A 20,660-nucleotide genomic window follows, 5' to 3' on the forward strand; every position below is an offset into this window, starting at 1 on the left:
TAAATAACCCGATGTTTTTACTAAAGTTTTAAGAAATCTCTCCGATAAGCCCAGTCCTATGGAGCAGTTTTTAAATAATTTTCTATTGGCATCTTCAATCTTACTTCTTTTAAGTATTGTGCTTAGTAAGTCTTCAAGCCGTTTTGGTTTGCCTGTTCTAGTACTATTTCTCTTCATAGGAATGATGGCCGGTTCTGACGGAATTGGTGGAATCAATTTTAGCAATTATGAGTTAACTCACTCTCTAAGTTTAGTGGCCTTATGCTTGATTATTTTTAATGGAGGTTTTGAAACTCCATTTAGTAAAGTTAAGAGGGACTTTGGGAGAGGTGTTGTTCTTTCTTCAATTGGTGTCATGCTCACAACATTTCTTGTGGGTGGTTTCACACATCTTGTAACGGACTTAGGTTTACTTGAATCACTACTCATTGGTGCCATTTTATCGGCAACAGATGCGGCAGCGGTCTTTGCTGCTTTTAAAGATCCAACTGCACAAGTTGGTGATGTTAAAAATATTCTCCGTTTTGAATCGGGAAGTAACGACCCAATGGCCTACTTTCTTGTTTCAGTCATCATTGGATTTATTGAACAAGGAATGGGGGACGTTAAAACAACAGCAATCATGTTTATTTCAAATCCAATTATTGGTCTAATTGGTGGTTGGGTAACTGCTCGCTCATTCATCTTAATCAATAATGTGGTTAAACTAGATTTTAACGGACTGTATCCACCTCTAACAATGGCCATGTTATTTCTTGGCTACTCTTTGACAACGAAGTTAGGTGGAAATGGATTCTTAGCTGTTTATGTATTTGGAATGATGATTGGTAATAGAAAGATTCTACACAAGAACCTACTATCACTATTCTTTGATGGAGTTACTTGGCTTTCTCAGATTGGACTCTTTATTATGCTAGGGCTACTTGTATTTCCAAGTCGTCTGCTTTCAATCGCTCCAGCTGGACTTTTCATTGCTTGCTTCCTGACATTTGCAGCAAGGCCAATAACTGTTTTCCTATGTTTAGTTAAGAGTCGTTTTAACTTAAATGAAAAGCTCTTTGTCTCTTGGGCAGGGCTCAAAGGTGCAACACCAATTGTTTTTGCAAGTTTTGCAGCTACACATATCGGAGAAAAAGCACACGTCTTATTTGATATTGTATTCTTCGTTGTAATTGTTTCAGCTCTAATGCAAGGTTCATCTTTAAAGTTTGTAGCAAAGAAATTAGGTCTTATTGTTGAGCAAGAAGATGAAACAAACTTTCCTGTGGATCTGGAACTACTGGAACAAACAAAGCATGGTATTGTTCAACTAGAAATTAGACAAACAGATTATGCGGTTGAGCACAGGGTTGTCGATCTACGACTTCCGACAGGGGCAATCGTTCTCTTTATTAAAAGACATGGTGCATTTATTATTCCAGATGGTGCAACAGTTTTTGAAAAAGGGGATAAAATTCTTTTAGTGACTAAACTAAAAGAGGATCTAGAAGCGGCTCAAGAGTGTTTCGTAAAAAAAAAGATTGAAGATTTAGATGAAGAGGATGATGATACACAAGAGTTACATGCGGCCTAAAATTAGTTAGGTCACTAACTAAAGGATATTTGTGGAAGCTCGTGATCTTACACAAGGATCTGTCATCAAGTCTTTGTTTAAATTATCGATACCAATTGTAATGGCCAATTTTCTACAAACGGCCTATCAACTTACTGATACATTTTGGGTTGGGCGTTTAGGAACAAACGCTATCGCAGCACTCTCTCTTTCTTTTCCTGTTATCTTTCTTTTAATTTCAATGGGCGCAGGCTTTGCTGTTTCTGGTACAATTCTTGTTTCTCAGTATACTGGTCAAAAAAATACTAAGATGGTTTCAAAAGTATGTCTTCATACTTTATTTATTATTCTTATTACTTCGGCTTTATTAGCAGGTGTTGCCTACGCAGTTATTCCTTATGTCATTCGCGCGATGACACCGACCGTGGATATTCAAGATATAACAATATCGTATTTAAGAATCTCATTTATTGGTTTGATTTTTAGTTATCTCTACATGATGTTTCAATCTCTATATCGAGGAGTTGGAGATGTTAAGACACCATTTTATATTGTTCTATTCTCTGTCATATTAAACTTCATCATTGATCCAATCCTAATCATGGGATATGGGCCTATTAAAGCTTATGGTGTAGATGGAGCAGCGTATGCGACTATTTGTACCCAAGGTTTATCAGCAGTTATTGGACTTTATTTACTAGCAAAAGGTAAGGGGGGAATAAAAATTGATTTCACAAAAATCTCTTTTGATCTTTCTTTGGCCAAAAGAATTATATATCTTGGCTTTCCTGCTTCGACAGAACAGTCCTCAAGGGCCATGGCCATGATGGTTATGACTTTTCTAATTGCAACTTTCGGTGATATTGCTCTTGCTGCTTACGGAATCGGAATTCGAGTTTTAACTTTAATGATTATTCCTAGTCTTGGTTTTGCGATGGCGACCTCAACTCTCGTAGGTCAAAATATAGGTGCGGGAAAAATTGAAAGAACGAAAGTTGTTACGAGTCAAGCGCTATGGGTAATATTCATTGCTTTATCAATTGCTGGAATAGGCTTTTTCATATTTGCTGAACAAACACTTCAGATTTTTGTACCGAATGAAATTGAAGTTATAAATGAAGGGGCGAAGTTTATTCGTATCATCGCTCTCACATTCGGTCTAATAGGTGTTCAGCAGGTTGCTTCTGGTGCCATGAGAGGGGGAGGAAGTCCGATGATCTCGATGATGGTGGCCATCGTTTCTTTATGGGTCATTCGTTTTCCAATTGCTTATGTTCTTTCAAAGCATACAAGTCTTGGCCAAACAGGAATCTACTTGTCATTTGTTGTAGGTAATATTCTTGGTGCTTCCATTGCGATTTTTATTATTAAACAGAATCGATGGATTAAGAATCTAACGGATCCAATTACTGAAGAAGAGCGAAAGGTAATAGAAGAAACCATTGTTGAAGATGGTGTAATTTCTTGAATTCACTGGATTATAAAGAATAATTGTTAAGTAAGTAACCTAGTCCTCCGATAAGGTATTGAGAGATTTCTTTGAGAGGGGGGAGACGGTGAGAAAGGTTTACTTGATGCTTTGTATGCTGGCCGTACAGGCTTATGCTGATGCCGTTGTTGTTAATACTTACGAGAAAATTTCAACCTCAAACTATGTCGAAGAAGTCACTAATCAAGTTAATAATGTCGTCGATGAAGCAATTGAAGATATGGAAATGGACCCTGTTTCAAATCCTGAAAGTGCCGTCACTTGTAATCCAAATACAGCTATAGATAATCACGCTCCTGAGGCAAAGAGAGTTCTTGAAGAAGGACTTAAGTTAGCAGAAGCTGCCGCAAGAGGAGAGGATTGCCAATTCTATCAAAGATTTATCGATCAAGGTGTTCCTATCGAGGCACTTAAGCAGTCACTTCTTTATTATAAAGAGAATAAGAATAAGTTTAAGAATAAAAATTACATAACTATTGCTGACTACTCTCAGAATTCTAAAAGGAAACGCTTTTTTCTACTTGATATGAAAACTGGTGATGTGAAAAGTTATAAGGTTTCTCATGGTAGTGGAAAAGTTAAAGGAGTTACTTACGCTGATGCAACAATTGCTGATAGTGGTAGAGTGACTAGGGCATCAAATCATGTTGGAAGGTTAGTTCGCTGTCGTGTTCCTGCAAGGGCGAAACCTCAACATGACCAATGGGCGATGACGAGACCAGGCTTTTTTAAGACAGGTGAATTCTATATGTCTAGTAGTCACGACGAAAGAGTAAAAGGTGAGAGAGGATGGCCAACTTTCAAAGCATCTGGAAGAAATTATAACGGTATGCGATTAGATGGTCTTTCAAAAGGTGTAAATGATAAGGCCCGATCGCAAGGTGTTGTGATGCATGAGGCTTATTATAACCGCGGTAATATTATGGGAAGAAGCTTTGGTTGTCCTGCATTCGTACCAGGTGAGGGGCGAGAGATCATGGAGAAAATCAGTAACGGCTCCCTCTATTATTCATATGTTCCTAATGAAGGATGCCGTAGTGATTATAACAAGGCCCTGGGCGATGTTAAGGGTTGGGAAAGAATGTGTACAGGACGTGATTAGCCCTTATTAACATCAAGTGGATTGGAAAACTCAATTGTACGAATTGGAAATGGAATTGAGATACCATTTTGATCGTAGTACTTTTTAATATTAATAACAGCTTGGTGTCGTGCTTTGTAAAAGGCCACTCCTGTCTTGTAGTGAATCCAAACTCTTGCCGTAAGATTAATTGAACTGGCCCCAAATTCTTCAAAGAACACTTCGACTGGAACATTTTCAAGTCTTCCTTCGATTGCCTCTAGTGCTTCTCTAGTAACTTTTTCTACTTTCTCTAAATCATCATGATAAGAGACACCAACGGAGATATCTACTCGACGTTGTGGGGTACTTGTGTAGTTGATAAAAGGTTTTGTGAACATATCTTTATTTGGAATAAAGACTTCAAGACCTTGATATGTTGTAATCCCCGTCGTTCTTAATTCAATATTTGTAACCTGACCAACGATCTTATCAATTTCGATAATATCTCCAATTTGATAAGGCTCACGAAAAGCAATCAGAACACCTGAAACGAAGTTTGCAGCAATTTCTTGGAAGGCAAAACCTAAGGCCAAACCAATTACCCCGGCCCCTGCAAGAATTGATGTAACGGTTTTTTCAAGACCGATAATTTCTAGTGCTGTAAATATTCCGACGACGATAACGATGACATTTGTCGTTGTTCCAAGAATCTCGTTAACTGATTTTTTATAAGAAACTTTTTGGAGAACTTTCTTAACTAAGTTTCGAAGAGTTTTTCCAAGATAGAAGAAAACAAATAGAGCGACGATAGCAACGATCAAATTAGGAATATTCTTAATAAATGCTTCGTACCAAAAAGTTAACTTTCCAGAAATAAGTGTAAAAACTCTATTTATATCAAACAATGTAAACTCCATTTAAATTATTTCCCTAAATTTTATCGTATTTAAAAGAAATAAAAAAGGAGCTTATTTGATTGAAATCTTTGCAAGCTTTTCTTTATAAAGATTTGAAATGACTTTAGGAACCTTAAATGGAATTGTTTCGATTATAAGCTTCTTAAAAAATTCAATATAACTTGCCCTGCGATACCATGTTAAGCTTGAAAGATTTTGAGTCATTGGCCCGTAGCCTTCATTGATTAACTCTTTAATACACTTTGAATTATCGAGTCTGTTGTATTTACTTAAGTCGAGAGAGAGGATGATGTCAGCATCTTGAATTTGCTCCCTTGTTCTAAGGTCTATTGCAATATCCATAGCATTACTTATGATCGCAAATGTATCATCTGGCTCCTGATATTTTTGTACACCATTCAAATCCACCGCAACGATAATACCCGCGCCCATATCTTCTAGAGGGGAAACCGGAACGTTCTCTGTGATACCTCCATCAACAAGAGTTCTACCATCGATTACTTGAGGAATAAATGCACCGGGAACACAGACAGAAGCACAGAGCGCATCCGCAAGATTACCCTTATAGAAAACAACTTGCTCTCCAGTTGAGATGTCTGTTGTACAAATTGCTAAGGGAATCCTTGCATCTTCAATATTCACATCTCCTAAATCTTTGATGATCATTTCTCGTATGGACTTCGTACTAAAAAATCCTTTCTTTGGTATTGTTAAGCTTATTGTATCTTTATAATTGAGCTTATTGGCCAATGCTAAGAAGTCATCGTAGTTCTTACCAAATGCGTAATAGGAAGCGATTATTGCACCGACACTTGTTCCTGATAAGTAGGAAATAGGAATTCTTTGTTCCTCAAAAGCTTTTAAGACGCCTATATGTGCGATACCTTTTGCAGCACCACCACCAAGAGCAAGACCAATTTTAGTATTTAGAAAGTTCCATCTCATATTCTAATCTTATAGGAATATGAGGGACATCTCCACATAAAATTGTAATACCTCTCTCTTGAAGAAAAGCGGCTTTTTTATCGAGAGAGTGGGAGTATTTAAGGGCGAAAATATTTTTTCTTAAATATTTGTTTAGAAGCTTTCTTGGTGATTTAAGGCCTAGTTTATTGGCATGTTCGATATAGAAGGGAGTCAGAAATGAGCTGCGCCCAAGTGATTCAAGAACATGCTTTAGCATACAATTGTAATTTCCATATTTGCTTTTATCAGAGATCTCATTCTCGATATATTCAACCATTCCTAAGTAATCTTCATTTTTTAGTTGTTTGGATAGCTCGGAGCGAAGCTCTTTAATATCGACTGATTCAATATCACTATATTTTAAACGAGGAGCATGTAGCTTTGTTTCAATTTTTGGGGCCTTACTCATTTCGATAAAATCAAGGCAAAGAATTGGAATACCAGCAGTTCTGTATTTATCTAAACTTAGATTTAAGCTCTTTGCATAGATACGCGAGATCTTTTCTGCAAATATTAAGCTATTAGATATTTTCCTGCTTTCTGAATTTGAGATTTTTGAATAGATTTCACGACGTTGGCGATTGCTAGAGATGGCCGCATCGAGATGCTCTTCAAAACATTCCATGGCCATTGAGTCTTGGGCCAAGTTTAGGAAAACAAGAATGAAAAGAAGCGCTTTCATGCTCTAGTACTACCACTTGGCCAAATTTGAGTAAAGTGAGCATAGAAGTTTTTCAGGGAGCAACGGGTCGAGACTTTGGTGGTGAAATTGTTATAATTAGTCTGTAAAATCAGGAGCTTACCATGCAATATATCAAGCAAGAAGAATGTTACTTAATTAAATTATATAAGGATGAAGATCTTTTCACATCTCTAGAGGAATTCGCTGCTGCAGAAGAGCTGGGGGCGGGGATGTTAAAAGGCATTGGTGCTCTGAAAGACGTTGAGCTAGGCTTCTACCATCTTGATACTAAAACATATGATCGAAAAGAATTTAGTGGTGATTATGAATTATTAAGTCTTGATGGGAACTTGTCTCATTTGGATGGAAAACCATTCTTTCATATTCATACGGTTTTAGGTGATGAAGATTTTTCTTGTAAAGGCGGACATCTGTTTCGTGCCACTGTTGCGGTTACTACAGAAATCTATTTCTTTCCAATCATGCAAAAAATTGAAAGAAAGATGGATGAAGAAATCGGCTTAAACTTATTATCATTACCACAAGCTTTTTCTCGATGTGGAATTAAAGGATAGAATATGAAATTTAATCGCCCATTTTTTATTAAGATTCACCTATACTTATCGGCCCTCGCTTCGCCGCTACTTTTGATGATGGCCTTTACAGGTGTTTCTTACTTATTAGGTTTTAAAGGAAGTGAAGTTGTTGAACCTATAAAAGTTGTACAACTTTCAAAATCTGAACTTACGAAAGAAAATATTTCAGTTCAATTAAATGAAATCGATGAAAGCTATGACTTTGCCTATGTTAAACAAGTTGGAGATGGTGCAATCACTAGACCAACAACTCGTGACTACTATAAATTCCAAATAAAAGAAGATGGAACACATATCTCTCATGTTAAGCCAAATCTTCTAAAAAGATTGATTGAACTACACAAAGGTCATGGCCCACAATTTCTTCGTTATATTGAAAAGATTATTGGGATTTTTTTACTGCTAATTATTTTGAGTGGATTGTACTTAGCTTATACAATGAAAAAGGAAAGAAAGATCGTAGGGATTTTATTTCTTATTGGACTAAGTGTTTACCTTTTTATGTAGAGGTTATTTAATCCATCTTGTGAAGCGCTCGTGATTGCTTAATCTCTTATTTTCTTTTTGGATTTTAAGCTTCACGCGCTCTTGTAAACTCAAATTTTCATAAATTGGAGCTTCTATAACCTTTGTATTGTCTCCAAACTCTAAAGTCTCAAGATCAATATACATAAGCTTATTTTTAGTTATAAAGAAATAGTTAAGTTGCCATTCAAAGTGATAGCCGTATGGAGCGGTCAGTTCATTTAGGCGAATTTGAATTTCGGAAACTTTTTTGGCCAAATCCTCATCAATTTTTTCTTCAACAAGCCTTGCAAGTTTTCCGTTAGGAATGTCATAGAGAATGAGTGAATCGGTTTCTTTTAGTAGGGTAGGAAGTTCCGGAAATTCCTCATTAAATCTTCTCATCAATGGAAGAGCTTCAGGTTCGATTTCATTTTTTAAGAGCACCATATAATTCTCTTTTTCATATTTCATGAAAAAGAAAAACTTACTTCTTTTGTCGATATAAAGTGTAATACCATCAAAGCCCAGCTCTGATTTAATAAGCTCTTTTGGATCCAAAACAATGACCTCTCTTTATGAGAGTATATCATAGTTTATTAGTTAGTGGGCCTTCTTCGATTTACGTGTTGAGAATCCAAGCATTGAATAGCCCGGACAAATTCCAACTGCGCCAGTAATTAGAGGTATCAAACCGATAAGACCCCAATATGTTTTGGGACCGACAAAGACAAGTGAGATTAAAACTAACCCTGCAATAACTCGAATCACTCGATCAGCATTTCCTTCATTCATTTTCATAGATTACTCCTTCATTTTCACTATCATTATAAATTTTTAATCTGTAGCTAGAATGAATTAATGTTAAAGAATTTTAAGAGTTATGCTCTAAGCCAACCGGTTAAAGAAAGCCTTGGCTTAAATGCTGGGAGAACTTCGTGTGGAAGGTCTTCAGAAAGAAAAATTAAGATTCTTCCAAGCATTGGATTAATACGAGCAACTTCTTGATCTTGATCGTCGTGATGGTAGATAACGACTTCACCACCATCACCATCATTCATATCACTTAGATAAAGAATAACACTTAAGCGCCTTAGGCCTCTTCCACGGTGTTGATCCACATGCTTGCGATAAAATGCACCTTCATCATAACAAGCAAAGTGGCCTTCATATGAGCGAATACCTAGGTAGAAAATAGGATTAAGTAAATCTTTAAGATCATCGAGAAATTTTAAATATTCTTGTAGTGCCGGTGGATGGTCGGCCATGTCTCCCTCAATCCAAGAAGTGAGGTCTCCACGAATCTTTTCATCTAGGCGCTTTGTTAGCTGTCGTCCAACTTTGGCTTCTTGAAAGTCTCCAATGTGAAAACGTGTCTGGGCCTCGTCCTTTAAAGAACGAGCTAGTTCATTTGAAATAAGCGTATCACTCACGTAGTATCGTTTCTCAGTTAAGGATTCGACCAGCGTTTCAAGCTCTTGCATTAAAATGTTCTCACTAGGCCTAGGGCCTTAAAAGGTGACAGGAAGGATTGGTCACCAAAATAATGGATAAAATCATTTAATCCTAAAGGCTATCTAAGTCAATTTAATTGTTATAACATAAATAGAAATAGGATAAATCATGATCAAGGCACTTTCACATTTAGTCATTACCTCTAAGAATGTTACGAATATTTCGAATTTTTTCACTGATGTCTTCGGTGTTGAAGCGCATTTTGCTAATGAAGACTTTGCTGATTTTGTTCTACCTGACAAAAGCCGTGTGGCCTTTTTTCGTCCAGTAGGTAAAGCTTCTAAGTTCTTTGAATTAGTCGAGAATCCGGCCCAGGTCTCATATGGTGTCACTGTTGAGGATGTTGATGACTTCTACCATAAACTTATGGCGCAAAAGGCTAAGTATGAATTTGAAGTGAGTGGTAAACCAAAAGATCATCCGTGGGGAGAAAAGAGCTTTCTTTTGATTGATCCAGATGGAAATCGTTGGGAAATAACGCAGTCACCCAGTGATGATGGTCATCTCGTAAATATCTCATAATTAGATGGAATCTATATTTTTAATATAATTGATAACTGAACGGCCTCGCGGTAAATAAAGCCTGTGTTTATGTGGAGGTCGTTATGAAATCAGTTGTTGTTCTTTTATCAGTTATTCTTTTTAGCTCGGCCATGGCCTGTCCAGAGTTGAATAATGTTGATCTTGCATCAAGCTATGATCGTGATGAATACACTGAAGTTTACTCTGAGAGACTGCCAAAATTATCAAGAGAGGAATTTGCTAAGTATACAGAATTAGCAGATTTCGAATATGAGTACTGTGCAGACGCCCTAGAGCTAAGAAGAGTAGAGGCGACACAAACTGGCACTGTGTACACAATCGTAGTAACTGTTGAAGATAGCTGCGATGGTGGTAATTCTTATGGAAATATTTTCGATGAGTCTGGAAGTAAGATTCTAGGTAGCATCGGCGATTCGTATATTGCTTGTTTCTAATTTAGAAATAATTCAGCTTGCTTTGGGTATCTTTATCACAAAGCAAGTTGTTTTCTTATTTGGTTCTAAGAATAATTCCCCTTGATGCTTCTCTAAAATCCCTTTTGAAATCGATAGTCCTAATCCCGTTCCTTTCCCAACTTCTTTAGATGTATAGAATGGCTCAAAAATCTTATTTCGAAGATCAAGATTGATTCCGGGGCCAGAATCCATTACATAAACTAAAACGGAATCTTCTGTATTTTTTACGGAGATATCAATCCAAGCAGATTCACTTCCTTCAACGGCATCATAAGCGTTATTTAAAAGATTAATGAAGACTTGAGATAATTGGACTCTATCTACATTTACTTTTATGTTAAAGGCATCGTCGTCGAGATCAAATTTAAGTATAACCCCATGGGCCCTAAACTTCTCTGAACAAATGGCCGTCGCATCAATAATAATATCTCTAAGGGGAATAACTTCTTTTTTTATCTCACCGCTCTCGCGAGAAACAACTTTCAAGCTAGAGATAATGCGAGTAATTCGATCAATTGTATCTAGGATACGATTGATATGAATATCATACGCCTCTTTATTCATCTCACCGATACTTAGAAGTCGCTTGATCTGATAAATTGAGCCGTAAATAACTGTTAAAGGATTATTAATTTCGTGAGCGATTCCACCGGCCATTTCACCAATTGCACTTAGACGAGAACTATAGATAAGATTTTCTTTAGTGCTATTAAGCTTATCCATTGTTTCCTGTAAGGCAATCGACTTATTCACTTCACTTCGATAAGTGCGATCCACAAGACTAAGAAGTCTGTAGAAGAGTAGACTTAACATAATCATAGTCAGAGAATGAATTATGATAAGAGAAGTTTCTGGCTCATCAAGAAGTAAGTAACTTGAAGTAACATAGCTAATAATAGCTAAGAGAGTTATAAGTCCACTATAGATATGTTTACCAGTAACTTCAAAGAAAATATTATTGCTGGCAACGATCATAATGAGGTAGAGATACCAGAACGGTGAAAATGGCCCATCAACGATATAGATTGCAAAAGGACATAGGACACAAATTGCAAAAACTTGTCTGAAGATTTCAATATATAGAGAGTTCTTAACTCGAATACTTATTTGAGAAATTGTGAGATTGAAAATAAGGAAAGCGAAGATTCCAAAGAAGCTATTTAGTCTTTGTGAGATTTGATATTCGTAAACACCCACACAAATTGCAAAGAGCATTGCAAACGGTCCAAGAGTATAATCCATAATTCTCAAGATATCTTTAATACTCTCTGTAGGTCTTTTCGGATTTATTCTTAAATTCATTCTTTTCCTAACTAATTGAAGTCATTATAGATTTACCGCATTAATAAACTGAGTTCAATAATATTTAGATGAATTTGAAGTAATGTAAGGGTAGAGATTCGTACTTTTTCTTGTGAAAGTAACAAGTTAGCACAGAAGTTATGTTAAAATCTGTTCTTAATTTATTAAGAATATGAGGAAAGAAATGGATTTAAATCAGCATAATAAGCTATTGGTACAGCAAGTTAGAGAGAATTGGGAGCTTTTGGGCTATGAAACAAGAAATAAGTATCAATTCTTAGATGAGGCGCAAAACCCTATTGGCTATGCGGCAGAACAACAAAAGGGATTCCTTGGCTTTATCATGCGCCAGTTCCTGGGTCACTGGAGGACTTTTGATCTGCACTTCTTTGACCAAGCTCGTAATGAGTATATGATTGCTAAGCATCCATTTTGCTTCTTTTTTCAACGTCTTGAAATACAGGATCTGAATGGGCAGTTGATTGGTTCTCTTCAGCAAAGATTTTCTTTAATAACAAAGAAATTTGATGTCTTGGATGCTCAGGGAAATGTCATTATGGAAATGCGCTCACCAATTTGGAAGCCTTGGACTTATCCTTTCTATTCTCGAGGGCAAGAGGTTGCACTTGTGTTGAAAAAGTTTTCTGGACTATTTTCAGAGATGTTTACTGATCGAGACAACTTTGCCATTGATTTAAAGAGTCAGACACTAACGGAGCAGGAGAAGAAAATTATTCTCGCGACTTCGATTTTCATTGATCTCGTTTATTTTGAAAGAAAAGCAAAATAAAGAGAGTTCTTGTAAGAAAGAAATTGTTTACGGATAAAGTTGATAATTCTATTTTGTGAAAATGAATTGTCGACTTTGCCGTTATGCAATCTCTATTTCTATCCTTTGGTGGCGCTAGTGCGCCTTTCACACATTATTAGTTAATAATAAATTTCGATCTATTTTTTAAAAAAATTTAAGAGGTAATCATGAAAAAGATTATTTTATGCTTTGTTATATTAGGACAAAGTGATTTGACAAATACGAACTATATTAGAAGAGAGGATTCGTGCCATGAATGACTTTATTCAACAATTACATTCTCATCGTTCAATTAGAAAATTTTCTGATAAGGATATTTCACAAAGTGATTTAGAACTCATTCTAAGTGCAGCAGCAAGCGCATCAAGCTCTGGAAATATGCAATCCTTCTCAGTTGTTGTGACTAGAGATAGAGCAATGAAAGAGAAGATGTACCAGGCCCACTTTGAACAAAGTATGTTAATGGATGCTCCAATTTTTTTAACATTCTGTGCTGATTTCTATCGTATGAGAAGGTGGCTTAAATTAAGTGAGGCGGCCAATAACTTTGATAATTACATGAGCTTTATGATTGCTTCTATTGATGCCATTCTCGCTAGTCAGAATGCGGCATTAGCAGCTGAAAGTCTTGGAATGGGACTCTGTTATATGGGGACAACGTTGGCCAGTGCTGGCGAAATTGGTGAGATCTTAGCGTTGCCTGAGAATGTCGTTCCTGTCGTAGGCTTTGCTCTAGGCTACCCAGATGAGGCACCTGATTTAAGAAAGAGGCTTCCACTTGAATCTCTCGTTCATTATGAGAAATATCATAAATATTCAGATGAAGAAGTGCTAGAAATATATCGAGAAAGAGAAGTCGAGGGGATGAAGCGTTATCGTGACAACCCACGATTAAATCAAATGATTAAAGATGTCGGAGCAAAGAATTTGGCCCAAGTCTATACACAGGCGAAATATACAGAAGAGTCCCATCTTAAATATAGTGAAGATTTAATTGCTTATCTTAAACGTCAAAATTTCTTTTGATATTGGCCACTAGGGTATGCGAAAATAAATAAAAAACGTGTACCCTAGGAGTATTGCTTGAAAAAGATATATATATTTATAATCGTCATTATCTTTGTCGTCTCTGCGATACTTTTAAGAGTTTTCTATTTTAAAAATAATTATGAATTAATCTCCCCTAAAAAGGGTGATGTTGTGGAGGCCATTTATGGCCTCGGACGAGTCGATACAGATAAAGAGTTTAATGTAAAAATTGGAGTCTTATCTCTTGTCGAAAAACTCTATGTAAAAGAAGGCCAAAAAGTTAAAGAAGGTGACCGCCTTGTTAGCTTCGACGGCCGTGTTCTATTTAAAGCACCTTTTGATGGTACGGTTACTCTCGTTGCAAATAAAGAAAAAGAAGTTGTACTTCCACAAGTGACAGTTCTTAGAATGCAAAATCTTAATGAAAAATTTATTGAAGTTTCATTAGAGCAAGAAGCTGCACTGAGAGTTATCCCAAATCAAAAAACGAGAATTATTTTTGAAAGCCAGTCCCAAAGAAAATATGAAGGCTATGTAAAAACAATATATCCAAGGGAAGGAGAGTTCATCACGCGCATCGAGGTGAAGGGGTTGGAGAAAAGTATTCTTCCAGGCATGACTGCGGACGTAGTAATAGAAGTTGGAAAGAAAAAAGGTGTTCTTCTAATACCTGTAAAGGCGATAAGTAACGGAAAGGTTCTTCGTATGCGAGATAAGAAGAGGGAAAAAGTCGAAGTTGTTACAGGAAATAATGATGGAATGTGGGTTGAGGTTATCTCTGGAGATATTAAGCTTTCCGATCTACTTTTTATCAAGAGGTAGTCATGCTGTTCTTGTCGATGAAGCAACTATTTTCTAAAAAGAAGCAAACTCTTCTTATTCTGTTAGGTATTAGTTTCGGTACGATGCTCTACGTTGCTATCTCAGGGATTCAACTAGGACTTAGGCAGTATATCATTAAGGCCCTTTTAAATAATACCGCTCATATCCTGATTTCAGGAAAAGAAGATCTTATTGATCGTCCTCTTGTTAATAAGTGGTTTTATGAAAATAAACAAGTTGATTGGATAACTCCTCCATATGGAAAGAGAAGTGAATCAAAATTAGAAAATTATCAAGGCTGGGCCGATCGTCTTTCTCATCATCCAGATGTCTATGACTTTAGCCCCCGCTTAACAATACAGGTTATGTTAAAGCGTGGTGATCTTACTCACAGTATGGGGCTCATTGGAACAAATGCCAGACGACAAATCAGAATTAGTGATATTCCTGATTACATGGTGGAAGGTGATTTTTCGTCACTTGCCAGTGGAGGAAATAAGATCATTCTTGGTGCCGCTGCTGCTGAAGAAATTGGAGCACGTGTTGGTCAGTATGTAGAGGTCATAGCGGGAAGCCTGACACATAAAAACTCATTTAAAATCGTAGGCCTCTTTTCTTTCGGAGATGATCGAGCAGATAAGTCCATAGCATTCTCTCACCTTGAAGATGTACAAAAACTTAATAAGACACCAGGGCGAGTCTCTGAAATAGCAGTTTCACTATTCGACATGAATAAGTCACAAGAGCTTGCTGATCAGTGGTCTCTATTAAGCCATGATAAAGTTGAAGACTGGAAAGAGTCTAATCCCATGTTTATGGAAATGATAATGATGCAAGATATAGTTCGCTACTTTATTACAATTGCCATTCTCATTGTAGCTGCCTTTGGGGTTTATAATGTTCTAACAATTATGATTAACCAAAAGCGAAAGGAGATCGCTATTCTTCGCTCTATTGGCTATGGCCCCAAACGAATTCTTGAGCTTATTATGTATCAAGGCATATTCCTTGGTGTAAGTGGTGGAGTTGTTGGGCTAATCCTGGGATTCATCATTTGTCGAGCTGTCGAAAGTATTGAGTTAAATATAAATATTGGTGGCGATAATCACTTACTTATGGATTATACACCTTCAACGTATATCATTGCATTTGTTGCGGCCCTTGTTGCTTCGCTGGTTGCAAGCTTTCTTCCTGCTCTATCAGCAAGTCGAATGACTCCAATTGATATCATAAGGGGCGAGTAGTGATAAAAGCTGAAAGTATAGTTAAAGAGTTTGGTGATCCTCCACAACGTATTCTTCACAATATCTCCATGGAGATAAATAAGGGAGAGTTTGTTTCTATTTCAGGACGTTCTGGAAGTGGAAAATCAACCCTTCTTTATATTATTAGCTCCCTCGATGAACCAACATTTGGCCATATTTATATTGATGGAAAGAATGTTACTCATATGAGTGTTGATGAAATTCATGAGTTTCGAAATCGCCACATTGGTTTTATTTTTCAATTCCACTACTTACTTCCTGAGCTGACGGCCTTAGAAAATATTCTATTACCTCCTCGAAATCTTGGTCTCTTAAAAAAGTATGAGCCTCGTGCAAATATGCTACTTGAAAAACTCAATATTCCACATACTCGTAATAAGCTTCCAGGGCAACTATCAGGTGGTGAACAGCAACGAGTTGCTATTGCTAGGGCCCTTATTATGGAGCCAAGTTATATTTTTGCGGATGAACCTACGGGGAATCTCGATACGGCAAATGCTGAGATTGTGATGAATATTTTAAAAGAAACTAATAAAGAGAAGGGAACGACAATTGCGCTGGTTACTCACGATCCTGATTATGCTGCTATGGCAGATCGAGAGATTTTCCTTGTTGATGGCCATGTTTCAGATACTTACACCGGTGACTAAGAATTATTCACCCATTAGAAATCTTACCTTATAGCTTATCTCGATCTATTTTTTTGATAAATTTAAGCTATGAAAACACTAAGCCCAAAACTAAAGAAAATTGTTCTAACGGGAGTTCTTTTACTCTCACAACTAAATCAAGCCGCGACATTTATTCAGGCCGAAGAGACTCCTTATAAGTATATTAAGGCAACGGAAATTGTTAATGACCGTTATATCTTCGAAGAATGTCATGGGAATAGAGAAGAGCTTAAATGCCGCAACCTCTTTTCTGATTACAGAACTTTTGCAAGAAGTGACATTAAGAAGATGGCCGATATGAATGGACGCCACGCTCTTTATGCCGCCGGTGCTGATGTCGCAATCTTAGCAGTTTCTGCTTACCTTGGTCTCATTATTGGTGCAAAGGCCACGGCCGCTTACTATATTGGAACAGGTGTGAGTCTTGATGGTGGTGTTGCCGCTGTTGGTGGGTTCTTCTTTGGTGTACCATCGGGAACGGCCGTGGGGACGACATTTGCAGCAGGCCTTGATGAGCTCGATCCATTTGTTCACAGAGATATGTCAATTGCACTTGAGCAAGTTATCGGCGTTGCTGATAGCGACGATCTTGACGATGTGGAAGCAAGGCAAATTGATGAAGGGATGATTGTTGAAATTGAAGATATTAATTTTGAACAATTAAAAAATAAAATTAAAACTCAGCTTGAAGATTTAGATTAATAAAAAAGGCCTCAAACGAGGCCTTTTCTTTTATCTCTACTCAGCATCAACTGCTGGGAAGTATTCTGCTTGTTCCCCAATCTTGTGATTTTCTGGGAAGTCTTTTGCTAGCTCATCAATCGAGTAAACACTCTCAGGAAGATTTAAAGATACGCGAAGCTTCTCCATTGTCTCCGGCGCAAATGGCCTAAGCATTACTAAGATATTTCTTAGAATGTAGAAACAAGAATAAAGAGCATCAGTTCTTTCTTTCTCATCAAAGCGGTCATCGTGAGGCTTATACTGATTAAATAGTCCGTTAATAATACGAGCATAGTTTTCAAGGGCACCAAGTGCTTTTGGGTATTCTCCCTTTTCCATGAATTTCGTATACTGTTGAACAATCTTAAGAGTTTCTTTTTCTGTCTTACCAATAAGCTCACCCTTAGGAACCACGCCACCAAATTGCTTGTGACAAGCAGAGATTGGCTTTTCAAATGAAGCGTTCATTGGCCCTGCAAGGAATGCATTCTTTGCTTTGAAAACTTCAAAATCAAAGTTTGATGCTTTCTCTGAAAGACTTAGAGTTGATAGGAAGTAGCGAACTTGGTCTGCTGTATATCCCATCTCATCAATTAGCTGATCACCTGTGTAGAAGTTTCCTTTTGACTTACTCATTTTCTCACCATTGATTTGTAGGTGGAAATTAGAGAAGACATCTGTTTGTTGAAATTCACCATTAACAGCTTGTCTCATTGGGTCTTCTTGAACACCAAACCACATCGCTCCCTGCATAAGAACATAGAAGAAAACGTTATCAGTTCCAAGGAATTGGAAAACCTTTGCTTCTGGATCAGTCCAAAATTCTTTATGAAGTTCTGGATCAAGTCCTTTCTTTTTAAGGGCAACTTTTGTAAATGAGATCGGTGCAATTAATGACTCTGGCCATACATATAAAGTTTTACCTTCCATGCCTGGTTCAATATCTGTCGGAACAGGAATTCCCCATGATACATCACGAGTAATTGCTCTATGTGCCCAACCATCGTTAAGCTCACACTCAATTCCTTTTTCTTCTAAAAGTTTTTTACCTGTTGCAAGATCCGCAAGATTTTCAAATTGAACTAGAACTTTTCTTCCTGGAGCATAACGGCTTTTATGAGTTGGAAGAGATTCTTTAATTTCTTTATATGCTGGCTCAGATTTATTTGTGAATGTTACACATGGATAAACAGTTCCAAAAGCTTCTTGAAGAATTGGTTTTCTCCAAGTTTTCTGCTTTGTATTTAACCATTCAATTAACTGATCTGTTACTTTCCACATATTCAGATACCAGTGATCAGTATCTCTAAGCTCTGGTGTCGCATCACTTACTGCTGAAACAGGATTCTTTAACTCATGTGGATCGTAGTTCTTGCCACAAACATCACACTCGTCACTATATGCTTTTGTATTTGAGCAGTCCGGGTTTGGACAATCTCCCTGAACATAGCGATCAGGTAGGAACATATTAAGCTTTGGATCAAACCATTGCTGACTTGTTTTCTTGTCTAACATTCCATTAGCGTGCATTTTTCTAAGAAAATCCTGACAAAGTTCTTTGTGAGCTTCGTAATTTTCTTCTCTTGAAGTTCCAGTATAAGTATCTAGGCCAATCGAGTAGCGCTCCATTGTCTTAGATTGCTTTGCATGAACCTCACTAATGAACTCTTGTGTTGTTTTACCAAGTTTCTTTGCAGCTACTTCACTTGTTGATCCATGATCGTCAGTACCACAAACAAATAGTACGTTATCATCACCAATCAGTAGCCTCATCCAACGCGAGTAAATATCTGCTGGTACGTGGGCACCTGCTAGGTGACCAATGTGAACTGGCCCGTTTGCATATGGCATACCTGCTGTAATAACAGCTTTCTTTGGTCGACTTACACGAGATAGGATTGTTGGAATGTCCTGCTTTGGACGCATGTCTTTTTTGTTTTCTTTTACTTCATTATTCATAGGGAATAATTTAGCATTGCCCTGCGTTTTCGTCTATATAAAGGTACCTTCAAGATTGAGAAGGGCCTCTTTAGTTTGTGCTCCTGCAACGTATCCTGAAAGTTCGCCCGACTTGGCTATGACGCGGTGACAAGGAATTATTAAACAAATTGGATTTTTAGCATTGGCACTACCAACTGCTTGCACAGCGTTGGGGGAACCAACTTTATTTGCAATGTCTGAATAGGTTGTAACTTCACCGTAGGGTATATCAAGAAGCTGGGCCCAAACTTGTTTTTGAAAATCTGTTCCCTTGCTAATACTTAGAGGAATTGAAAACTTCTTACGACTACCTGCAAAGTATTCCTCAAGTTGATCGTGGGCCTCATTGAGATATTTTACAATCCTCTCGTCGTCTTCGTAATGAGGACCATCAAAATCTTGCTCTTGCCAACCCAGGTATGAGACACCGTTTTCATTAGCACAAATATAAATCGTGCCAAATTTTGAATGGAATTCAATTTGTCTATCAGTCATGCCGTGATTATAGCACTATCAAATCTTAAAAAGAACTTATGTTTATGTGATCTGTTTTGAAGTTTATTGCGTATATATAGTTAAGAGAGATAAACTTAACCAATTTTTAATTTCTGGAGGAATTATGAAAGTAATCAGTCGTTTATTTATTGCAATGTGTATCATGTTCTCTTTTGCCCATGGGGAAGAAATTAAATTAGGTCAAAGTGTGCCAGAATTTACAGCAAAGAATCATGAAGGCAAAAACTTTTCAATCGTATCACGCAAAGGAAAGTGGACTGTTCTTTACTTTTACCCAAAGGCGGGGACTCCTGGTTGTACTAAGCAGGCATGTGCCTTTCGCGACAGCATTAAATCAATTAGAAAATTAGGTGCTGAGGTTTATGGGATCAGTATGGACTCTGTAAAAGATCAAGCTGCTTTTCACGAAGAGCATGCTTTGCAATTCGATCTTCTTTCGGATGAAAAAGGTGAAGTGACAAAGAAGTTTGGTGCAAAGATGGCCGTATTTAATATTTCAAAAAGATGGACTTTTATTATTGATCCAAGTTTAAAGATTGTAGCAATTGATCGCGATGTTGATCCAATGTTAGATGCAGATCATGTATCGAAGAAATTAGCTGAACTGCAGAAAACGAAAAAGTAATCATTTATGAGTCAAGCGAGTAGTGCTTTATTATTTTTTCTCGTAAATCACGAAAGGAAATATCCTAATCGTAAATTGGCCGCTGCTATTGAGGCTGCATCAACACATGAAGACTACCTATCTATTTTAAAAACTTTTAACTTCAAAAAAGTTAAAGCAAAGGCCCTCAATGCTCTAATGCATTGGGGGAATAATCAATGGGAGTTTGAACTTCTCGATTATATTCCATCACCATATGAAGTTTTAAAGTTTCAGGCACAGGGGATTCGTCCTGTGACATTAATTGAGCAAGAAAACTTTAAACCGATACTCATGCGTGAAGATTGTTTAGAGTTTTTTCTACATGATCTTGAGCATGGCCATATGTTCTTTCACAATGAAGAATTAAAGAAAATGCAGATCAACTTTTTTAAAAAAGTTGAAGACTCTCTTGAGCGTGGAGAATGGAAACCCTATCTAAAATGTCGAGAATTTAAAGAAAAATTCTTCTACCTCATAAGCGACATGAATAGCCATATTGAGCACTATCGTCACTATCTCAACTCTATGCTTCCTCCGAAAGACATCAATAAATTCGAATACTTGTTTAATTAATTGACCTGTTGCGGTGATAGTTAAGAAAAATTAAGTTTGA

At 37.1% G+C, this 20,660-nt stretch carries 24 protein-coding genes; 15 read left to right on the forward strand and 9 right to left on the reverse strand.

Annotated features, from left to right (window positions below; all coding sequences use genetic code 11):
• Positions 1 to 58: 58 nt before the first annotated feature.
• The 3 genes from C0Z22_RS08475 (at position 59) to C0Z22_RS08485 (ending at position 4,143) form a co-directional block, all read left to right on the forward strand.
• On the forward strand, positions 59 to 1,573 hold the full coding sequence (locus C0Z22_RS08475; RefSeq protein ID WP_103217928.1) for a potassium/proton antiporter: 1,515 nt from the start codon (positions 59 to 61) through the stop codon (positions 1,571 to 1,573).
• Between the two features lie 31 nt (positions 1,574 to 1,604).
• Complete coding sequence (locus tag C0Z22_RS08480; RefSeq protein ID WP_103217929.1) at positions 1,605 to 3,020, forward strand: MATE family efflux transporter; 1,416 nt, start codon at positions 1,605 to 1,607, stop codon at positions 3,018 to 3,020.
• Positions 3,021 to 3,108: 88 nt separating this feature from the next.
• Complete coding sequence (locus C0Z22_RS08485; protein ID WP_103217930.1) at positions 3,109 to 4,143, forward strand: murein L,D-transpeptidase catalytic domain-containing protein; 1,035 nt, start codon at positions 3,109 to 3,111, stop codon at positions 4,141 to 4,143.
• On the opposite strand, the gene C0Z22_RS08490 is transcribed toward C0Z22_RS08485, so the two are convergent.
• From C0Z22_RS08490 to C0Z22_RS08500, 3 genes are all read right to left on the reverse strand, one after another.
• Positions 4,140 to 5,009, reverse strand: coding sequence for a mechanosensitive ion channel family protein (locus C0Z22_RS08490; RefSeq protein WP_158246862.1), 870 nt, complete (start codon positions 5,007 to 5,009; stop codon positions 4,140 to 4,142). The two genes, C0Z22_RS08485 and C0Z22_RS08490, sit on opposite strands and share 4 nt — an antisense overlap.
• Positions 5,010 to 5,072: 63 nt before the next feature.
• Entirely contained in the window at positions 5,073 to 5,966 is an 894-nt protein-coding gene (locus C0Z22_RS08495; protein WP_103217932.1) for a patatin-like phospholipase family protein, read from the reverse strand.
• Complete coding sequence (locus C0Z22_RS08500) at positions 5,941 to 6,669, reverse strand: hypothetical protein (protein WP_103217933.1); 729 nt, start codon at positions 6,667 to 6,669, stop codon at positions 5,941 to 5,943. Before C0Z22_RS08500 ends, C0Z22_RS08495 begins: the two co-directional genes overlap by 26 nt.
• 122 nt (positions 6,670 to 6,791) lie before the next feature.
• Here C0Z22_RS08500 and C0Z22_RS08505 point away from each other — a divergent pair, with 122 nt between their 5' ends.
• Both C0Z22_RS08505 and C0Z22_RS08510 read left to right on the forward strand, forming a co-directional pair.
• A complete protein-coding gene (locus tag C0Z22_RS08505; protein WP_103217934.1) occupies positions 6,792 to 7,244 on the forward strand; it encodes a PPC domain-containing DNA-binding protein in 453 nt (150 codons plus the stop codon).
• 3 nt (positions 7,245 to 7,247) lie between these two features.
• Positions 7,248 to 7,772, forward strand: a complete 525-nt coding sequence (locus C0Z22_RS08510) for a PepSY domain-containing protein (protein WP_103217935.1) — start codon at positions 7,248 to 7,250, stop codon at positions 7,770 to 7,772.
• 3 nt (positions 7,773 to 7,775) lie between these two features.
• Here the strand turns inward: C0Z22_RS08510 and C0Z22_RS08515 are convergent, their stop codons facing one another.
• From C0Z22_RS08515 to C0Z22_RS08525, 3 genes are all read right to left on the reverse strand, one after another.
• Positions 7,776 to 8,330, reverse strand: a complete 555-nt coding sequence (locus tag C0Z22_RS08515) for a hypothetical protein (protein WP_103217936.1) — start codon at positions 8,328 to 8,330, stop codon at positions 7,776 to 7,778.
• 42 nt (positions 8,331 to 8,372) lie between these two features.
• The gene (locus C0Z22_RS08520) at positions 8,373 to 8,570 is read right to left on the reverse strand and encodes a DUF2892 domain-containing protein (RefSeq protein WP_103217937.1); all 198 of its coding nucleotides are present in this window, start codon (positions 8,568 to 8,570) and stop codon (positions 8,373 to 8,375) included.
• An 80-nt stretch (positions 8,571 to 8,650) separates the two neighbouring features.
• Positions 8,651 to 9,253 carry a 2OG-Fe(II) oxygenase gene (locus C0Z22_RS08525; protein WP_103217938.1) on the reverse strand — a complete coding sequence of 201 codons (603 nt, stop codon included), beginning with the start codon at positions 9,251 to 9,253 and terminating at the stop codon, positions 8,651 to 8,653.
• Positions 9,254 to 9,392: 139 nt separating this feature from the next.
• Between C0Z22_RS08525 and C0Z22_RS08530 the strand changes: the two genes are divergently transcribed.
• Both C0Z22_RS08530 and C0Z22_RS08535 read left to right on the forward strand, forming a co-directional pair.
• A complete protein-coding gene (locus C0Z22_RS08530; RefSeq protein WP_103217939.1) occupies positions 9,393 to 9,806 on the forward strand; it encodes a VOC family protein in 414 nt (137 codons plus the stop codon).
• A gap of 83 nt (positions 9,807 to 9,889) precedes the next feature.
• On the forward strand, positions 9,890 to 10,261 hold the full coding sequence (locus C0Z22_RS08535) for a hypothetical protein (protein ID WP_103217940.1): 372 nt from the start codon (positions 9,890 to 9,892) through the stop codon (positions 10,259 to 10,261).
• Between the two features lie 12 nt (positions 10,262 to 10,273).
• On the opposite strand, the gene C0Z22_RS08540 is transcribed toward C0Z22_RS08535, so the two are convergent.
• Positions 10,274 to 11,584 (reverse strand): sensor histidine kinase, encoded by a 1,311-nt coding sequence (locus tag C0Z22_RS08540; protein ID WP_103217941.1) that lies wholly within the window; start codon positions 11,582 to 11,584, stop codon positions 10,274 to 10,276.
• 184 nt (positions 11,585 to 11,768) lie between these two features.
• On the opposite strand from C0Z22_RS08540, the gene C0Z22_RS08545 reads away from it, so the two are divergent.
• From C0Z22_RS08545 to C0Z22_RS08570, 6 genes are all read left to right on the forward strand, one after another.
• Positions 11,769 to 12,374 carry a phospholipid scramblase-related protein gene (locus C0Z22_RS08545; protein WP_158246863.1) on the forward strand — a complete coding sequence of 202 codons (606 nt, stop codon included), beginning with the start codon at positions 11,769 to 11,771 and terminating at the stop codon, positions 12,372 to 12,374.
• A gap of 273 nt (positions 12,375 to 12,647) precedes the next feature.
• On the forward strand, positions 12,648 to 13,421 hold the full coding sequence (locus tag C0Z22_RS08550) for a nitroreductase family protein (RefSeq protein WP_103217943.1): 774 nt from the start codon (positions 12,648 to 12,650) through the stop codon (positions 13,419 to 13,421).
• A gap of 57 nt (positions 13,422 to 13,478) precedes the next feature.
• A complete protein-coding gene (locus C0Z22_RS08555; protein ID WP_103217944.1) occupies positions 13,479 to 14,246 on the forward strand; it encodes an efflux RND transporter periplasmic adaptor subunit in 768 nt (255 codons plus the stop codon).
• A 2-nt stretch (positions 14,247 to 14,248) separates the two neighbouring features.
• Entirely contained in the window at positions 14,249 to 15,490 is a 1,242-nt protein-coding gene (locus C0Z22_RS08560) for an ABC transporter permease (protein ID WP_103217945.1), read from the forward strand.
• Positions 15,490 to 16,161: an ABC transporter ATP-binding protein gene (locus C0Z22_RS08565; protein ID WP_199177540.1), complete on the forward strand. Its 672-nt coding sequence runs from the start codon at positions 15,490 to 15,492 to the stop codon at positions 16,159 to 16,161. Before C0Z22_RS08560 ends, C0Z22_RS08565 begins: the two co-directional genes overlap by 1 nt.
• A gap of 69 nt (positions 16,162 to 16,230) precedes the next feature.
• The gene (locus tag C0Z22_RS08570) at positions 16,231 to 16,884 is read left to right on the forward strand and encodes a hypothetical protein (RefSeq protein ID WP_103217946.1); all 654 of its coding nucleotides are present in this window, start codon (positions 16,231 to 16,233) and stop codon (positions 16,882 to 16,884) included.
• A gap of 36 nt (positions 16,885 to 16,920) precedes the next feature.
• On the opposite strand, the gene C0Z22_RS08575 is transcribed toward C0Z22_RS08570, so the two are convergent.
• Positions 16,921 to 18,864, reverse strand: a complete 1,944-nt coding sequence (locus C0Z22_RS08575; protein ID WP_103217947.1) for a methionine--tRNA ligase — start codon at positions 18,862 to 18,864, stop codon at positions 16,921 to 16,923.
• A gap of 33 nt (positions 18,865 to 18,897) precedes the next feature.
• The gene (locus C0Z22_RS08580; protein WP_103217948.1) at positions 18,898 to 19,380 is read right to left on the reverse strand and encodes a methylated-DNA--[protein]-cysteine S-methyltransferase; all 483 of its coding nucleotides are present in this window, start codon (positions 19,378 to 19,380) and stop codon (positions 18,898 to 18,900) included.
• A gap of 124 nt (positions 19,381 to 19,504) precedes the next feature.
• On the opposite strand from C0Z22_RS08580, the gene C0Z22_RS08585 reads away from it, so the two are divergent.
• Both C0Z22_RS08585 and C0Z22_RS08590 read left to right on the forward strand, forming a co-directional pair.
• On the forward strand, positions 19,505 to 20,026 hold the full coding sequence (locus C0Z22_RS08585) for a peroxiredoxin (protein WP_103217949.1): 522 nt from the start codon (positions 19,505 to 19,507) through the stop codon (positions 20,024 to 20,026).
• 6 nt (positions 20,027 to 20,032) lie between these two features.
• Positions 20,033 to 20,620 carry a hypothetical protein gene (locus C0Z22_RS08590; protein WP_146037847.1) on the forward strand — a complete coding sequence of 196 codons (588 nt, stop codon included), beginning with the start codon at positions 20,033 to 20,035 and terminating at the stop codon, positions 20,618 to 20,620.
• Positions 20,621 to 20,660: the final 40 nt, after the last annotated feature.

Source organism: Halobacteriovorax sp. DA5, from assembly GCF_002903145.1.
Classification (GTDB): Bacteria; Bdellovibrionota; Bacteriovoracia; order Bacteriovoracales; family Bacteriovoracaceae; genus Halobacteriovorax_A.

Excerpts from the sequence above, each read along its gene's own strand:
- C0Z22_RS08475 (WP_103217928.1), top strand. The coding sequence starts at position 59 with ATGGAGCAGTTTTTAAATAATTTTCTATTGGCATCTTCAATCTTACTT.
- C0Z22_RS08495 (WP_103217932.1), bottom strand. The coding sequence starts at position 5,966 with ATGAGATGGAACTTTCTAAATACTAAAATTGGTCTTGCTCTTGGTGGT.
- C0Z22_RS08500 (WP_103217933.1), bottom strand. The coding sequence starts at position 6,669 with ATGAAAGCGCTTCTTTTCATTCTTGTTTTCCTAAACTTGGCCCAAGAC.
- C0Z22_RS08505 (WP_103217934.1), top strand. The coding sequence starts at position 6,792 with ATGCAATATATCAAGCAAGAAGAATGTTACTTAATTAAATTATATAAG.
- C0Z22_RS08510 (WP_103217935.1), top strand. The coding sequence starts at position 7,248 with ATGAAATTTAATCGCCCATTTTTTATTAAGATTCACCTATACTTATCG.
- C0Z22_RS08520 (WP_103217937.1), bottom strand. The coding sequence starts at position 8,570 with ATGAAAATGAATGAAGGAAATGCTGATCGAGTGATTCGAGTTATTGCA.
- C0Z22_RS08525 (WP_103217938.1), bottom strand. The coding sequence starts at position 9,253 with ATGCAAGAGCTTGAAACGCTGGTCGAATCCTTAACTGAGAAACGATAC.
- C0Z22_RS08530 (WP_103217939.1), top strand. The coding sequence starts at position 9,393 with ATGATCAAGGCACTTTCACATTTAGTCATTACCTCTAAGAATGTTACG.
- C0Z22_RS08535 (WP_103217940.1), top strand. The coding sequence starts at position 9,890 with ATGAAATCAGTTGTTGTTCTTTTATCAGTTATTCTTTTTAGCTCGGCC.
- C0Z22_RS08540 (WP_103217941.1), bottom strand. The coding sequence starts at position 11,584 with ATGAATTTAAGAATAAATCCGAAAAGACCTACAGAGAGTATTAAAGAT.
- C0Z22_RS08545 (WP_158246863.1), top strand. The coding sequence starts at position 11,769 with ATGGATTTAAATCAGCATAATAAGCTATTGGTACAGCAAGTTAGAGAG.
- C0Z22_RS08550 (WP_103217943.1), top strand. The coding sequence starts at position 12,648 with ATGAATGACTTTATTCAACAATTACATTCTCATCGTTCAATTAGAAAA.
- C0Z22_RS08560 (WP_103217945.1), top strand. The coding sequence starts at position 14,249 with ATGCTGTTCTTGTCGATGAAGCAACTATTTTCTAAAAAGAAGCAAACT.
- C0Z22_RS08570 (WP_103217946.1), top strand. The coding sequence starts at position 16,231 with ATGAAAACACTAAGCCCAAAACTAAAGAAAATTGTTCTAACGGGAGTT.
- C0Z22_RS08575 (WP_103217947.1), bottom strand. The coding sequence starts at position 18,864 with ATGAATAATGAAGTAAAAGAAAACAAAAAAGACATGCGTCCAAAGCAG.
- C0Z22_RS08580 (WP_103217948.1), bottom strand. The coding sequence starts at position 19,380 with ATGACTGATAGACAAATTGAATTCCATTCAAAATTTGGCACGATTTAT.
- C0Z22_RS08585 (WP_103217949.1), top strand. The coding sequence starts at position 19,505 with ATGAAAGTAATCAGTCGTTTATTTATTGCAATGTGTATCATGTTCTCT.
- C0Z22_RS08590 (WP_146037847.1), top strand. The coding sequence starts at position 20,033 with ATGAGTCAAGCGAGTAGTGCTTTATTATTTTTTCTCGTAAATCACGAA.